Here is a 14,737-nt window from a genome sequence, read left to right as displayed (position 1 = left end):
CATTCGGCCTCGCACTGCTTCTCCAGTGCCCTCTACACGCCGTCGCCGAAGCATCCCTAATTCGAATCAGTACGCGATCCTGTCGCCATCTAGCGGCGCGGCCTCATTAAGCCAGAAGCTTAATTCTCCCTTCTTACATGATTACGTCACTCCCCTTATGAACCTGACTGAACTCAAGCAAAAGCCGATTACCGATCTTTTGGAAATGGCCGAACAGATGGGCATCGAAAACATGGCCCGTTCGCGCAAACAGGACGTGATTTTCGCCCTGTTGAAGAAGCACGCGAAAAGCGGCGAAGAGATCTCGGGTGACGGCGTGCTGGAGATTCTCCAGGATGGTTTCGGTTTCCTGCGCTCGGCTGATGCGTCCTACCTGGCCGGCCCCGACGATATCTACGTCTCGCCCAGCCAGATCCGCCGCTTCAACCTGCGTACCGGCGACACCATCGTCGGCAAGATCCGCCCGCCGAAGGAAGGGGAGCGTTACTTCGCCCTGCTGAAGGTCGACACCATCAACTTCGACCGCCCGGAAAACGCGAAGAACAAGATCCTGTTCGAAAACCTGACGCCGCTGTTCCCGAACAAGCGCCTGAAGATGGAAGCCGGTAATGGCTCCACCGAAGACCTGACCGGCCGCGTCATCGACCTGTGCGCCCCGATCGGCAAAGGCCAGCGTGGCCTGATCGTCGCCCCGCCAAAAGCCGGTAAGACGATCATGCTGCAGAACATCGCGGCCAACATCACCCGCAACAACCCCGAGTGCCACCTGATCGTCCTGCTGATCGACGAGCGCCCGGAAGAAGTGACCGAAATGCAGCGCACCGTGCGCGGCGAAGTGGTTGCCTCCACCTTCGACGAGCCGCCAACCCGCCACGTGCAGGTTGCCGAGATGGTGATCGAGAAGGCCAAGCGCCTGGTCGAGCACAAGAAGGACGTGGTCATCCTGCTGGACTCCATCACCCGTCTGGCACGTGCCTACAACACCGTGATCCCGAGCTCCGGCAAGGTGCTGACCGGTGGTGTCGATGCCCACGCCCTGGAAAAGCCGAAGCGCTTCTTCGGTGCCGCACGTAACATCGAGGAAGGCGGTTCGCTGACCATCATCGCCACCGCGCTGGTCGAAACCGGCTCGAAGATGGACGAAGTGATCTACGAAGAGTTCAAGGGCACCGGTAACATGGAGCTGCCGCTGGACCGCCGCATCGCCGAGAAGCGTGTGTTCCCGGCCATCAACATCAACCGTTCCGGTACCCGCCGCGAAGAGCTGCTGACCGCCGACGACGAGCTGCAGCGCATGTGGATCCTGCGCAAGCTGCTGCACCCGATGGATGAAATCGCCGCCATCGAGTTCCTGGTCGACAAGCTCAAGCAGACCAAGACCAACGACGAGTTCTTCCTGTCGATGAAGCGTAAGTAAGCGTTTCAGGCTGGGATTGATTGGGGCTGCTTCGCAGCCCTTCGCGGGCAAGCCCGCTCCTACACAGGTCAGTGCGACCCGATGTAGGAGCGGGCTTGCCCGCGAAGGGGCGCGAAGCGGCCCCAAGTCATTTTTGGCCATTGGGCACCGAACGGCGCTACACTCTGCACCCCGACCGATACGGCCAACACGAGGCTCATGCATGCAGTATCGCGATTTGCGCGACTTCATCCGTGGCCTGGAACAGCGCGGCGAACTCAAGCGCATCCAGGTTCCGATCTCCCCCGTCCTGGAAATGACCGAGGTCTGCGACCGTACCCTGCGTGCCAAGGGCCCGGCATTGCTGTTCGAAAAGCCCACCGGTTTCGACATCCCGGTGCTGGGCAACCTGTTCGGTACCCCGGAGCGCGTGGCCATGGGCATGGGCGCCGAGTCGGTCGATGAACTGCGTGAAATCGGCAAGCTGCTGGCCTTCCTCAAGGAGCCCGAGCCGCCGAAGGGCCTGAAGGATGCCTGGTCGAAGCTGCCGATCTTCAAGAAAGTCGTGTCGATGGCGCCGAAAGTGGTCAAGGATGCGGTGTGCCAGGAGGTGGTCATCGAGGGTGACGATGTCGACCTCGGCGCACTGCCGATCCAGCACTGCTGGCCGGGCGACGTGGCGCCGCTGATCACCTGGGGCCTCACCGTCACCCGTGGCCCGAACAAGGACCGCCAGAACCTGGGCATCTACCGCCAGCAGGTGATCGGCCGTAACAAGGTCATCATGCGCTGGCTCAGCCACCGTGGTGGTGCCCTGGATTACCGCGAGTGGTGCGAGAAGAACCCCGGCCAGCCGTTCCCGGTCGCCGTGGCGCTGGGCGCTGACCCGGCGACCATCCTCGGTGCCGTGACGCCGGTGCCGGACACCCTCTCCGAATATGCCTTCGCCGGCCTGTTGCGTGGCAACCGCACCGAGCTGGTCAAATGCCGAGGCAGCAACCTGCAGGTGCCGGCCACTGCCGAGATCATCCTCGAAGGCGTGATCCACCCGGGAGAAATGGCCCCGGAAGGCCCCTACGGCGACCACACCGGTTACTACAACGAAGTGGACAGCTTCCCAGTGTTCACCGTCGAACGCATCACCCACCGGCAGAAACCGATCTACCACAGTACCTACACTGGTCGCCCACCAGATGAGCCGGCGATTCTCGGCGTGGCGCTGAACGAAGTGTTCGTGCCTATCCTGCAGAAGCAGTTCCCGGAAATCGTCGACTTCTACCTGCCGCCGGAAGGCTGTTCGTATCGCATGGCGGTGGTGACCATGAAGAAGCAGTACCCCGGCCACGCCAAGCGTGTAATGCTGGGTGTGTGGTCGTTCCTGCGACAGTTCATGTACACCAAGTTCGTTATCGTCACCGATGACGATATCAACGCCCGCGACTGGAACGATGTGATCTGGGCCATCACCACGCGCATGGACCCCAAGCGTGATACGGTGATGATCGACAACACCCCGATCGATTACCTGGACTTCGCGTCGCCGGTATCGGGGCTGGGGTCGAAGATGGGCCTGGATGCCACGCACAAGTGGCCGGGCGAGACTACACGCGAATGGGGGCGGGTCATCGTCAAGGACGAAGCCGTCACCCGCCGTATCGATGAGCTGTGGGATCAGTTGGGAATAGATTGATGCAGGTAACGTTGCAGCCGTCCGGGGCGGTGCTGGCGCTTGAACCCGGGGAACGGATCCTGGATGGAGCGCGGCGGCTGGGCTATGACTGCCCGAACAGCTGCCGCAATGGCAATTGCCATGTCTGCGCCGCGTTGCTGGTCGAAGGCCGGGTACGCCAGAACGGCGAAGTGCGCGACCATGGCGAGCTGTTCACCTGCATTGCCGAACCGCTGGAGGACTGCGTGTTGCTCTGGGATGGTGTGCTCGCCTTGGGCGAGCTGCCGGTGCGCAAGCTGGCATGCAGCGTCACTGAATGCGTCGACGTCGGCGGCGACGTCTGGCGCGTGCGTCTGCGCGCGCCGGCCGGCAAGCCACCGCGCTATCACGCCGGGCAGTACCTGATGATCGAGCGCGAGGGCGGCAAGCAGGCGGCTTTCTCGCTGGCCTCCGCGCCGCACGCCGGGCGTGAGCTGGAGCTGCATGTGCTGGCGCGTGAGCCCAGCGCGCTGCAACTGATCGCGCAGCTGCAGCGCGACCGCCTGGCGCGCATCGAAATGCCATTCGGTGACACCCACCTGGCCGAGCTGCCCGATGGGCCGCTGGTGCTGATTGCCGCTGGCACCGGCATGGGGCAGATGCACAGCCTGGTCGAGCATTGCCGGGCCAAGGGTTTCAAGCACCCGGTACATCTTTACTGGGGCGTACGCCAGCCCGAGGACTTCTACCAGATCGAGCACTGGGACGAATGGCAGCGTCTGCCCAACCTGTTCCTGCACCAGGTGGTCAGCGACCTTTGTGGTTGGGAAGGCCGTTGCGGCATGCTGCATGAGGCCGTCTGCGAGGATATTGGCGATCTCAATACCGTGCATGTGTATGCCAGTGGCTCGCCGAACATGATCTACGCCACCCTCGACGCCCTGGTCGAGGCCGGCATGGATGCGCACCGCATGCGTGCGGATGTGTTCGCCTACGCCCCGCGCGGCTAATAACCGAAGTTTGAAAGTTTGGGTATAAGGCGGTAATTGTTACCGCCTTGGCTAATAACTTTCACACGGCCAGGAATAATAATTCCCAATCGTCGGAATGCTCGATGAAAATTCCGACATATACTTGAGCTAACGCACCGGTCTGCCTTAGGTTATGCATGACTCCCTTATGGGAGCCGGCTTGCCGGCGATAGGGCCGGAACAGGCGGTACATAATTGCTGCTTGAGATCGTTTTTCGCTACATGCGTAGTTCACAGGGAATAATGGCGGCAGCTTATGTCGGCACTTGAAAGTTCGTCCTGGAAAGTTACTTATCCTCCCTCGCTCGACTTCGGTCAGCAACTGACTCGCGAGCAACTGTACAACTCCATGCAGATGACCATGTCACAGCATCAGGGCGGCCCGGTTTGGTTGTTCGCCTATGGATCGTTGATATGGCGTCCGGAATGCAACTCGGTAGAGCGTCAACGCGCGCGGGTACATGGTTATCATCGTGGCTTGTACTTGTGGTCGCACGAACACCGCGGCACCCCGGAAACCCCCGGCCTGGTATTTGGCCTGGACCGCGGTGGTTCCTGCAGTGGCTTTGCCTTCAGGCTGGATGAAAGCAACCTGGACGACTCGCTGATGGCCCTGTGGCAACGCGAGATGCCGTTCCCGGCGTACCGGCCGCACTGGCTCAGCTGCCGGCTGGGCGATGGCAGCAAGGTGCAGGCCCTAGGTTTCGTGCTGGAGCGGCATTTGCCGTGCTATGCCGGCAACCTGCCGGATACCTTGCTCAGCCAGATCCTGGCCAGTGCCAAGGGGCGCTATGGCAGCACGCGCGACTATGTCGAACAGACCTTGAATGCCCTGCGCAGCCACCAGATGCCTGATCGCAACCTGGAGGCGCGGTTCAGGCGCTGTCATAACCTGCGTGAGGTTTGATCAGCCTGGGCCGGCCTCTTCGCGGGTAAACCCGCTCCTACACAGCCCTCTGTAGGAGCGGGCTTGCCCGCGAAGAGGCCGGGACTGCTGATGAAGATCTAAAGCCTTACCTGGCCAGCACCACCAACTTACCCACAGCCTGCCGCTGCCCCAGTTTCTCAATGGCAGCCCCGGCTTCAGCCAGTGGATAAGTCTGCGACACCAGCGGCTTCAACTTGCCCTCGGCATGCCAGGCAAACAGCTGCCGGAAGTTGGCGGCATTGTCCTCCGGCTGGCGCTGGGCAAACGCCCCCCAGAACACCCCCAGCACCGCCGCGCCCTTGAGCAACACCAGGTTGGCTGCTAGCTGCGGGATGGTCCCGCTGGCAAACCCCACTACCAGCAGTCGGCCATTCCAGGCCAGCCCGCGCACCGCTTGTTCGAACAGCTCGCCACCGACCGGGTCGTAGACCACATCCACGCCCTGGCCACCGGTCAGGCGTTTGATCTCTTCACGCAAGCTGGCCTGGCTGTAGTCGATCAGTTCATCCGCCCCGGCCGCCTTGGCCACGGCCAGTTTTTCGGCACTACTGGCGGCCGCGATCACCCGCGCGCCCATGGCCTTGCCGATTTCCACCGCCGCCAGGCCGACCCCGCCGGACGCACCCAGCACCAGCAGGGTTTCCCCTGCCTGCAACTGGCCACGCTGGCGCAGGGCATGCATGGACGTGCCGTAGGTCATGCCGAACGCCGCAGCGGTGGTGAAGTCCATGCTCGCCGGGATCGGCAGCACGTTGTAGAACGGCACCGCCACCTGTTCGGCGAATGCGCCCCAGCCGGTGAGCGCCATGACCCGGTCGCCCACCTTGAACGCGCCGGCCTTTTCCCCGACTGCAGCAACCACCCCTGCCGCCTCGCCGCCGGGGGAGAACGGCAACGGTGGCTGGAACTGGTATTTGCCTTCGATGATCAGGGTATCGGGGAAGTTGACCCCGGCGGCCTGCACATCCAGCAGGATCTCGTTCTTCTTCGGCACCGGGCTGGCCACCTCTTCCAGCACCAGGTCGCGCGCCGGACCCAGGGTTTTGCACAATACAGCTTTCATCGGGGCTATTCCTTTGCGGGTAGTGGCCGATAAGTGTAGGAGGGCCGCCTGCCGGGTCAACGAGCATGGCCCGCCCTGATGGGCTGGCATAAGCCCGGGCTTGGGTTTGAGCGGTGTGCTGGGTAAGCTGGCGCCAACTGTATTGAGGAGCGAATTCGTGAAAGCGTGGATCTTGATGGTGCTGGCGCTGTTGCTGCCGGCTGCGGCCATGGCCGAGGAAGCCAAGGAAGGGGCGCCCAAGGTCGCCTACATCAGCCTGACCCCGCCCTTTGTCGGCAACTATGCCCTCGACGGCGGCCCGCGGCTGCGCGTGTACAAGGCTGACGTGGCCCTGCGCGTGAGCGGTGCCGAAGCCGCCAAGGCGGTGCAGCACCATGAACCGCTGATCCGTAACCAACTGGTGGCGCTGTTCACCCAGCAGTCGTTGGACGGCATGAGCAACGTCGAGGCCAAGGAGCATCTTCGCCAAGAGGCGCTGAAGCAGGTGCAGCAGGTGATGGAAGCCGAAGAGGGCAAGCCGATCGTTGAGGACTTGCTGTTCAACAACTTGATCGTGCAGTGACCCGCTCGTTAGAGCTAGCGGACCTCGGATAGAATTTTCATCCAATGGCCTTGCCGGGACCTGTGGGAGCGGGCAAGCCCGCGAAGCAGGCGGCGCGGTGAATGGCACCGGCTGCGCCGGTGTTCGCGGGCTCGCCCGCTCCCACAGGGATTGCGCAGGTTTCGGCTTTTGTTCAGGACGCCAGGCTACGGCGAAACCGCGCCAGGGCCACGCTGAAGAACACCAGCCCGATCAAGGCCAGCGCCAGGATATCCGGCCATACCACCGCCCACCCGGCATCGCGGAACAGGATCGCTGCACCGAGGCTGACGAAGTGCGTCGATGGCGACCCCTGCATCACCCACTGCAGCCACTGCGGCATGCTGTCCAGCGGGGTGCTGCCGCCGGACAGCAACAGCATCGGGATGATCACCGGGATCGCCAGCAGGCCGAACTGCGGCGTCGAGCGTGCCAAGGTGGCGAGGAAGATGCCCAGCGCGGTACTGGCGAACAGGTACAGCGCAGTCACGCCGAGGAACAGCCCCATCGAGCCGGACAACGGCACACCCAGCGCGCCCTTGACCACCACCACCAGCGAAATCCAGGTGCAGATCACCACGACCAGTGCGTTGCTGGCGATTTTCGCCAGCATGATCTCCAGCGCGGTCAGCGGCAGCACCAGCAGATGGTCGAGGGTGCCGTGCTCGCGCTCGCGCAGCAGCGCGGTGCCGGTGAGGATGATCGCCAGGATGGTGATGTTGTTGACGATCTGAATCACCGCCAGGAACCAGCCACCTTCCAGGTTGGGGTTGAACAGGGCCTTGGCGTTAATCAGTACCGGGCTTTGCCCGTCGCTGCGCTGGCTGTAGTCGAGCAGCTCGCGCTCGAAGATACGGCCGATATAGCCGGCGCCCATGAACGCCTGGCTCATGGCCGTGGCGTCGACGTTGATTTGCAGCTCGGGCGAGCGCCCGGCCAGCAGGTCGCTCTGGAAGTTCACCGGCACATTGATCACGAAGGTGTACTGGCCGCTGTCCATGGCCTGGTCCAGGCGGTCCGGGGCCAGCGGCACGGCGGGCTGGAATTCGGGCGGTTGCAGGGCTTCGCCGAGCTTGCGCGAGAGCAGGCTGTGGTCTTCGTCCACCACCGCGACGCTGGCGTTGTGCACGCCGATCACCGAGCCGGCCGCGGGCATGTAGATGGCCACGCTGAAGGCATACAGCAGGAACAGCAGCAGTACGCTGTCATGGCGCAGGCTGGTCAGCTCTTTCAGGCCCAGGCGCAGGGTGTGGTTCAGGCGCGACATCTCAGGCCTCCTGCTTCTTCAGCATGGCCAGGCTCAGGCCGGTGAACACGGCAAAGAAGCTCAGCAGGATCAGGCACTGCGGCCACAGCTCGCGCAGGCCCAGTGCCTTGGTGAAGGTGCCGACCGCGATATCGAGGAAATAGCCCGCCGGGAACAACTGGCCCATCACCGCCGCTGCGCCGTCCAGCGACGAGCGCGGCACGATCAGCCCGGAAAACTGGATGGTCGGCAGGCTGGTGATGATCATGGTGCCGAGGATGGCGGCGATCTGGGTGCGGGTGAAGGCCGAGATCAGCAAACCCAGGCTGGTGGTCGCCAGCAGGTACGCGACGCCGCCACAGGCCAGGGCCAGCACGCTGCCCTTGAGCGGTACGGCGAACAGCCAGCGGTTCATCGCCACCAGCAACGCCAGGTTGACCAGGCTCACGGCCAGGTACGGCATCTGCTTGCCGAGCAGGAACTCCAGGCGGGTAAGGGGCGTGGCGTAGAAGTTGGTGATAGAGCCGAGCTCTTTCTCGCGGACGATGCCCAGGGCGGTGAGCATGGCCGGTATGAAGGCCAGGATCAGCGCCATTACCCCCGGGCCGATGGCATTCACGCTGACCACGTCCTGGTTGTAGCGAAAACGGGTTTCCAGGCGCACCAGGTCCTGGCGCGGCTGCGGCTGCTGGCTGGCCGCAGCCAGTTGTTCGAGGTTGGCCTGGTGTACCGCTTCCACGTAGTTGCGGCTGGTTTCTGCGCGGAACGGCATGCCGCCGTCGAGCCAGGCCGCCACCACCGGTTGGCGCCCGGCATACAGGTCGCGGCCAAACCCGGGCGGAATCTCCAGCGCCAGTTTGATTTCCGAGCGCTGCAGGCGCTGGTGCAGCTCACGGCTATCGCGGATCGGCGCCTGTTCGGCGAAATAGCGTGAGCCGCGGAAGGCTTCGAGGTAGGCCCGGCTCTGCGGGCTCTGGTCCTGGTCGTGCACGGCGAAGGCGAGGTTTTCCACATCCAGCGAAATGCCGTAGCCGAAGATCACCATCATGAACACCGCGCCCAGCAGGGCGAAGGCCAGGCGCACCTTGTCACGCAGCAGCTCCTTGCCCTCGCGGCTGGCCACGGCCAGCAGGCGGCGCAGGCTGAAGCCCCGGCGCAGGGGCGGCGTGGGTGTGGCCGCCTGCTCCAGCACACTGTGGTCAGTGGCTTGCGGGGCCAGTTCCTGGGCTTGCTCCAGGCAGCGCACGAACGCGTCTTCCAGGGTGTCGCCCTGGTACTGGCGTTGCAGCGCAGCCGGTGTGTCGCAGGCCAGTACCCGGCCGGCATGCATCAGCGAGATGCGGTCGCAGCGTTGGGCTTCGTTCATGAAGTGGGTGGAGAGGAAGATGGTCACGCCCTGTTCGCGTGACAGCTCCACCAGCAGGCGCCAGAAGTCGTCCCGGGCGGCCGGGTCCACGCCGGAGGTCGGCTCGTCGAGGATCAACACTTCGGGACGGTGCAGCACCGCGACCGCCAGCGACAGGCGCTGGCGCAGGCCAAGGGGCAGGGCGGCGGACGGTTGCTCGGCGATACCGCCGAGGTCGAAGCGTTCGATCAGTTCATCAATGCGCTGGGCGCTCTCGGCCTTGGGCAGGTCGAACAGGCGCGCGTGCAAGGCCAGGTTCTGCCGGGTGCTGAGTTCGCCATACAGGGAGAAGCTCTGCGACATGAACCCGACCCGCTTGCGCGTGGCCAGGTCGCTGGCGTCCACCGGGCGGCCCAGCAAGCTGGCGCTGCCCTCGCTGGCCGGCATCAGGCCGGTGAGCACTTTCATGGTGGTGGTCTTGCCGCAGCCGTTGGAGCCGAGGAAACCGAAGATCTCCCCGCGGCCAATGGCGAAACTGACCTTGTTCACCGCGGTAAAGTCGCCAAAGCGCAGGGTCAGGTCGTGGGCCTCGATGGCGACCGGGCCGTCAGTGGCCGGGCGCGGCGGGATGATGAGTGATGGGTGTTGCGCCTTGCCCGCACCCTGGTAGTGGGTGAAGGCGTCGTCCAGCTTGCCACTGGAGGTGACTGCGGCCAGCTCGTGGCTGGGGCCGGCAGCGAGCAGGCGGCCGCCATCGAGCATCAGGCAATGCTCGAACTGTTCGGCTTCTTCCATGTAGGCGGTGGCCACCAGCAGGGTCAGTTGCGGGCGCTGCGCGCGGACCTGTCCGACCAGTTCCCAGAAGCGCCGCCGCGACAGAGGGTCGACCCCGGTGGTGGGTTCGTCGAGGATCAGCAGGTCCGGCTCGTGGATCAGCGCGCAGCACAGGCCCAGCTTCTGCTTCATGCCGCCCGACAGCTTGCCGGCCGGGCGTTCGGCAAAGCGCTGCAGGTCGGTGGCCTGCAGCAGGTTGGCCATGCGTTGCTCGCACTCGCGCCGGCCCAGGCCGAACAGGGTGGCGAAAAAGCGGATGTTCTCGCTGATCGACAGTTCCGGGTACAGGTTGTTGCCCAGCCCCTGCGGCATGAACGCCACTTTCGGGTAAAGCGCCGCGCGATGCCGGCGCTGGCGGATCGAGCCACCCAGCACCTGTAGTTCGCCCTGTTGCAGGCGTTTGACGCCAGCGATCAGCCCCAGCAGGGTCGATTTGCCAGCCCCATCCGGGCCGATCAGCGCGCAGCGGGTGCCCGCCGGCAGGCTGAAACCAAGGGTGTGCAGGGCCGTCAGGTCGCCATAGCGGTGGCTGATACCCTCGGCCAGCAGTGCCGGGGCGTTCATTGCAGGTTGGCCGGCCAGTCCACTTCAGCCGTGCGTACATAGCCGGCACCGGGCATGCCTGGTTTGGCCTGCGGCACGGCATCGGGGTCGCTCAGGCGCAGTTTGACGCGGAACACCAGCTTCTGCCGTTCGTCGCGGGTTTCCACCTGCTTTGGGGTGAACTGGGCCTTGGCCGCGACAAACGCCACCTTGGCCGGCAGTGCCCGCTCGGGCAGGGCGTCGAGCACGATACGGGCCTGGTCGCCCACGGTCAGCTGGCCGCTGGTGGAGGCCGGCAGGTAGAGATTCATGTACTGATCGCTCGGGTCGATCAGCATCAGCACGCGGCCGCCAGCACCCAATACTTCGCCGGGCTCGGCCAGGCGCAGCTGGATGATGCCGTCGATCGGCGCGCGCAGGCTGCTGTCGTCGATTTCACTGGTGAGCTGCGCCACCTGGGCCTCGGCGGCACCGATGGCGGCCTTGATCGCCGCCAGTTGAGCGCGGGCGGCGACCACAGCGGCGTTGGCCGTGTCGAAACGCGCCTGCTGCTGGTCGAGCAGTTGCTGGCTGGCGTACTTGCGCTGGAAGATCTCGCGCACGCGCTTGAGCTCCTGGCTGGCCAGCAGCAGTTCGCTTTGGCGCAGTTGCACGCTGGCCTGGGCGGCCGCGTAGTTTTCCCGGGCGCGCAGCACTTCGGCTTCGGCCTGGCTACGCTGGGCTTCCATGGTGCGGGTGTCGATACGTGCCAGGAGTTGGCCGCGGGTTACCTTGTCACCTTCGTCGACCAGCACTTCGGCCAGGCGGCCGGGGATTTTGCTGGCGATCTGCACTTCGGTGGCTTCGAGGCGGCCGTTGCCCATGCTCAGGCCTTCGGGCAACTGGTCGTGGAGCGACTTCCAGTACCCCAGCCCACCGGCTGCAGCGAGCAGGGCGATCAGTGCGGTGGCGAAGATTCTGGGAGCGTATCGGTTCATCGTTCTGCATCCTTGCGGTCATGCACAGCACATCATGGCTTGCGGCCATGTGGGGTGTGTTGATATCGGTCAAAAGGCCCTCACGGTCCCTGTGGGAGCGGGTTTACCCGCGAAGCAGACACCGCCGTGGATGGCACCGGCGGTGCCGGTGTTCGCGGCTAAAGCCGCTCCTACAGGGACCGAGCCGCTAAGCAAACTCTGACCTTAGCCGCAGTTTCAACGCAACGCGACAATCACCGCCCATTGTTCGGGCGTCACCGGCATCACCGACAGGCGGCTGCCTTTCTGCACCAGCGGCAGCTCGGCCAGGCCGGCCTGCTGTTTCAGCCAGCCCAGTTCCAGTACCCGCGGCAGGGTTTGCACATGGGCCACATCCACCGCGCTCCACGGGTTCTTGTCGGCCGTGGCCTTGGCATCGTAGTAATGGCTTTGCGGGTCCAGCGCGGTCGGGTCGGGGTAGGCCGCGCGGGTGATCCTGGCAATGCCGGCGATGCCCGGTTGCGGGCAGCTGGAGTGGTAGAAGAAGAACTCGTCGCCAACGCTCATGGCCCGCAGGAAATTACGCGCCTGGTAGTTGCGCACGCCGTCCCAGCGCGCTTCGCCCAGGCGGCCGAGGGCTTCGATGGAGAGCTCGTCGGGCTCGGATTTCATCAGCCAGTAGGCCATGGATGCTGCTCCTGAAAAGGTTTGAAATAACCTATTGCACGAAACCGACAGCCGGTTGACGTCAAGGTTTGCGTGCAGACGCAGGTTGTCGGAAAATGCGCCCCGTTTAAAGCGCGACGCTCCGGCGATACCCAGAAAATCGCCGAGCACTGAACAGTTTGCCTGGGGGGCAATCTTCGATGAATCAACGTAAAAAGCCGGATCTGCTGTGGGTCCTGGTGTTCATTTTTGGCCTGGGTGTGGTCACTACCGGTTATGCGCAAGGGTTCTGGGAGCGCAAGCTGGACAACGCCTATCAGATGCCGGTCGACGCCAGCCAGCCACAACGTTGATGCTCCCCGCCGGCGCCGCTCAACGCGGCGCCAGGTACCAGTCGCGGTCCGAGACCGTTCCCTGTAGCGGTACATCCCAACTGGCCTGCGCCAGCCGCTCGACCTTCTGGCATTCATGCGCCAGGCCCAGCAGCAAAGGCTTCTTCCAGGTCTGCCGACGCGCCTGGTAGGCCAGGCTGCGATCATAGAAGCCACCGCCCATCCCCAGGCGCCCACCCACTTCGTCGAAACCGACCAGCGGTAGCAGGATCAGGTCCAGCGACCAGATCGGGCGCTGGCGCTTGCGCTCGGTGACCGGCTCGGGAATACGGAAACGGTTGGGCTTGAGCTTCTCGCCATGCTCGAAACGCTGGAACACCATGCGCGTGCGTGGCCAGGCGTGCAGCACCGGCAGGTAGGTGCGCTTGCCACGGCGCTGGGCTTCGCGCAGCAGCAGGTAAGGGTCGATCTCGCCATCGTTGGGCAGGTACAGGGCAATGTGCCGGGCACGGCGGAACAGCGGGTGTTGCGCCAACTGGCGGTACAGGCCAACGGCAGCCTGGCGCTGCTGGGCAGGGGTGAGGGCGCGGCGGGCATTGCGGAGCAGGCGACGGAGCTGGGGGCGGGTGAGCGGCGCGGTGTCGGTCATGGCACGGGCGATCCCAGGTGTGCTGGCCGACGCTGTCGGCCAAGACGAATTGCCCGCCGGAAGAGGCGGGCAAGAGCATTCAGGCTCCCCGATAAGACCGCTATCGGTGTAGCCCTTGAACCCGAAAGTTCAAGGTGGAGATTGCAGGGGGCGTTAAGGCTTTCCGTCGGGCGGACATGCACACCGGCCCCAGCGTGCAACCCCCGTGGTTGTGCGTATCGGCTCAGGGACATAACCGACTGGCGCATCCCCCAGGGAGTGGCGCCAGTATACCAATCTCAGCCGATTTTGGTATCCGCATCGTCGGACAATGCCTGATCGACCCGTTCCAGCAGGTCGCGCACCTGTTCGCGGGTGGTGCCGGTTGCCGGGGCATCGCTGCGGTCTTCCTGGCGGTGCAGCATCTCGTGGGTGATGTTCAAGGCGGCCATGACCGCGATGCGGTCGGCGCCGATCACCTTGCCGCTGCTGCGGATCTCGCGCATCTTGCCGTCCAGGTAGCGCGCGGCGCTGACCAGGTTGTTGCGCTCTTCCGGTGGGCAGATGATCGAGTACTCCTTGTCGAGGATCTGCACGGTGACGCTATTGCTTGAACTCATGAGTCTTGCTCCAGAGCCTTGAGGCGTAAAATCATCGACTCGACCTTGCGCCTGGCGATCTCGTTCTTTTCGATGAGGTGGGCGCGCTCTTCGCGCCAGGATTTTTCCTGAGCTATTAGGAGTGCATTTTGCCGTTTTAGTTGCTCGATGCGTTCGATCAGCAACTCGAATCGGCTCATCAGTGCCTGCAGGTCGTTCTCTTGCGTGGGTTGCACTCGATTCGCTCCGTCGTTGAGTCACCTGGCGATGATGCCTCTCCCTGTGCCGGGACGGCCAGTGCCGATGGTCTTGGCGCGCCTGCCGGTGCTAGGATACAAGGTCTCCATTCTAGTCATTGCGCCGTCTGGCGCCTAGCTGCCCATGCCCAATACCCAATCGCCCTACATCGCCTTCGCCATGCTGCTCTCGAGCAATGGCCATCCTGTCACCCCGGCCGAACTGCACGGCCTGCTGATCGGCCGCAGTTGCGCCGGTGCCGGCTTCGACGCCGAAGGCTGGCTGGCCGATGCCGCCCAGTTGCTGGAAACCGAGCCTGGTGACAGCGTGCGCAACGCCTTGGTCGGCCTGCAGGAAATGGTCAAGGGCGAGCTCACCAGCGACGACATGGCGATCGTCCTGCTGCTGCCTACCGACGACGCCGCGCTGAGCGACCGCGCCACCGCGCTGGGTCAGTGGTGCCAGGGGTTCATCACCGGTTTCGGCCTGAACGCCGGCGGCAAGGAGCTGTCCATCGAAGCCAAGGAAGTGCTGCAGGACCTGGTGGCCATTTCCCAGGTCCAGGAAGCTCTCGAAGAGTCCGAGGACGGCGAGAGCGACTACATGGAAGTCATGGAATACCTGCGTGTGGCGCCCCTGCTGCTGTTCTCCGAGCTGGCCAAGCCGGCCGCCCCCGCGCCCAAGCCATCGCTGCACTGATCAACC

Annotated in this window: 15 protein-coding genes and 1 other RNA gene; 7 read left to right on the top strand and 9 right to left on the bottom strand. The window is 64.1% G+C overall.

Going from position 1 to position 14,737, the window contains the following annotated elements; genetic code table 11:
- Positions 1–157 precede the first annotated feature (157 nt).
- The 4 genes from rho (at position 158) to TZ03_RS05445 (ending at position 4,982) form a co-directional block, all read left to right on the top strand.
- On the top strand, positions 158–1,417 hold the full coding sequence (gene rho, locus TZ03_RS05460) for a transcription termination factor Rho (protein WP_003253661.1): 1,260 nt from the start codon (positions 158–160) through the stop codon (positions 1,415–1,417).
- A gap of 202 nt (positions 1,418–1,619) precedes the next feature.
- Positions 1,620–3,086: a 4-hydroxy-3-polyprenylbenzoate decarboxylase gene (gene ubiD, locus TZ03_RS05455; RefSeq protein ID WP_013974733.1), complete on the top strand. Its 1,467-nt coding sequence runs from the start codon at positions 1,620–1,622 to the stop codon at positions 3,084–3,086.
- Positions 3,086–4,054: a CDP-6-deoxy-delta-3,4-glucoseen reductase gene (locus tag TZ03_RS05450; RefSeq protein WP_051096309.1), complete on the top strand. Its 969-nt coding sequence runs from the start codon at positions 3,086–3,088 to the stop codon at positions 4,052–4,054. Before ubiD ends, TZ03_RS05450 begins: the two co-directional genes overlap by 1 nt.
- Before the next feature lie 277 nt (positions 4,055–4,331).
- Positions 4,332–4,982, top strand: a complete 651-nt coding sequence (locus TZ03_RS05445) for a gamma-glutamylcyclotransferase (RefSeq protein WP_051096307.1) — start codon at positions 4,332–4,334, stop codon at positions 4,980–4,982.
- 106 nt (positions 4,983–5,088) lie between these two features.
- Here the strand turns inward: TZ03_RS05445 and TZ03_RS05440 are convergent, their stop codons facing one another.
- Positions 5,089–6,066 carry an NADPH:quinone oxidoreductase family protein gene (locus TZ03_RS05440; protein ID WP_051096305.1) on the bottom strand — a complete coding sequence of 326 codons (978 nt, stop codon included), beginning with the start codon at positions 6,064–6,066 and terminating at the stop codon, positions 5,089–5,091.
- A 157-nt stretch (positions 6,067–6,223) separates the two neighbouring features.
- On the opposite strand from TZ03_RS05440, the gene TZ03_RS05435 reads away from it, so the two are divergent.
- The gene (locus TZ03_RS05435; protein ID WP_051096303.1) at positions 6,224–6,628 is read left to right on the top strand and encodes a flagellar basal body-associated protein FliL; all 405 of its coding nucleotides are present in this window, start codon (positions 6,224–6,226) and stop codon (positions 6,626–6,628) included.
- A 172-nt stretch (positions 6,629–6,800) separates the two neighbouring features.
- On the opposite strand, the gene TZ03_RS05430 is transcribed toward TZ03_RS05435, so the two are convergent.
- From TZ03_RS05430 to TZ03_RS05415, 4 genes are all read right to left on the bottom strand, one after another.
- Entirely contained in the window at positions 6,801–7,913 is a 1,113-nt protein-coding gene (locus tag TZ03_RS05430) for an ABC transporter permease (RefSeq protein ID WP_051096301.1), read from the bottom strand.
- Position 7,914: 1 nt separating this feature from the next.
- On the bottom strand, positions 7,915–10,635 hold the full coding sequence (gene rbbA, locus TZ03_RS05425) for a ribosome-associated ATPase/putative transporter RbbA (protein ID WP_051096299.1): 2,721 nt from the start codon (positions 10,633–10,635) through the stop codon (positions 7,915–7,917).
- Positions 10,632–11,591 carry an HlyD family secretion protein gene (locus TZ03_RS05420; protein ID WP_051096297.1) on the bottom strand — a complete coding sequence of 320 codons (960 nt, stop codon included), beginning with the start codon at positions 11,589–11,591 and terminating at the stop codon, positions 10,632–10,634. Before TZ03_RS05420 ends, rbbA begins: the two co-directional genes overlap by 4 nt.
- A gap of 216 nt (positions 11,592–11,807) precedes the next feature.
- On the bottom strand, positions 11,808–12,257 hold the full coding sequence (locus TZ03_RS05415; protein ID WP_025341054.1) for an EVE domain-containing protein: 450 nt from the start codon (positions 12,255–12,257) through the stop codon (positions 11,808–11,810).
- 179 nt (positions 12,258–12,436) lie between these two features.
- Between TZ03_RS05415 and TZ03_RS31210 the strand changes: the two genes are divergently transcribed.
- Positions 12,437–12,589 carry a hypothetical protein gene (locus tag TZ03_RS31210; RefSeq protein ID WP_177328438.1) on the top strand — a complete coding sequence of 51 codons (153 nt, stop codon included), beginning with the start codon at positions 12,437–12,439 and terminating at the stop codon, positions 12,587–12,589.
- A gap of 19 nt (positions 12,590–12,608) precedes the next feature.
- Here the strand turns inward: TZ03_RS31210 and TZ03_RS05410 are convergent, their stop codons facing one another.
- The 4 genes from TZ03_RS05410 to TZ03_RS05400 all read right to left on the bottom strand — a co-directional run bounded on the left by TZ03_RS05410 (position 12,609) and on the right by TZ03_RS05400 (position 13,995).
- Positions 12,609–13,217, bottom strand: a complete 609-nt coding sequence (locus TZ03_RS05410; protein WP_051096295.1) for a 5-formyltetrahydrofolate cyclo-ligase — start codon at positions 13,215–13,217, stop codon at positions 12,609–12,611.
- Positions 13,218–13,298: 81 nt separating this feature from the next.
- Positions 13,299–13,478: non-coding RNA, 6S RNA (gene ssrS, locus TZ03_RS28360), on the bottom strand.
- Between the two features lie 17 nt (positions 13,479–13,495).
- Positions 13,496–13,816 carry a cell division protein ZapA gene (locus TZ03_RS05405; RefSeq protein WP_051096293.1) on the bottom strand — a complete coding sequence of 107 codons (321 nt, stop codon included), beginning with the start codon at positions 13,814–13,816 and terminating at the stop codon, positions 13,496–13,498.
- Entirely contained in the window at positions 13,813–13,995 is a 183-nt protein-coding gene (locus TZ03_RS05400) for a TIGR02449 family protein (RefSeq protein ID WP_051096548.1), read from the bottom strand. Before TZ03_RS05400 ends, TZ03_RS05405 begins: the two co-directional genes overlap by 4 nt.
- A 181-nt stretch (positions 13,996–14,176) precedes the next feature.
- On the opposite strand from TZ03_RS05400, the gene TZ03_RS05395 reads away from it, so the two are divergent.
- A complete protein-coding gene (locus TZ03_RS05395; RefSeq protein WP_051096292.1) occupies positions 14,177–14,731 on the top strand; it encodes a YecA family protein in 555 nt (184 codons plus the stop codon).
- The last annotated feature ends 6 nt before the right edge of the window (positions 14,732–14,737 follow it).

Origin of the sequence: Pseudomonas sp. 10-1B (assembly GCF_000935045.1) — a bacterium.
Lineage (GTDB): Bacteria > Pseudomonadota > Gammaproteobacteria > Pseudomonadales > Pseudomonadaceae > Aquipseudomonas.
Note: the sequence above shows the minus strand (reverse complement) of the source record. Positions and strands in the feature narration are given on the sequence as shown.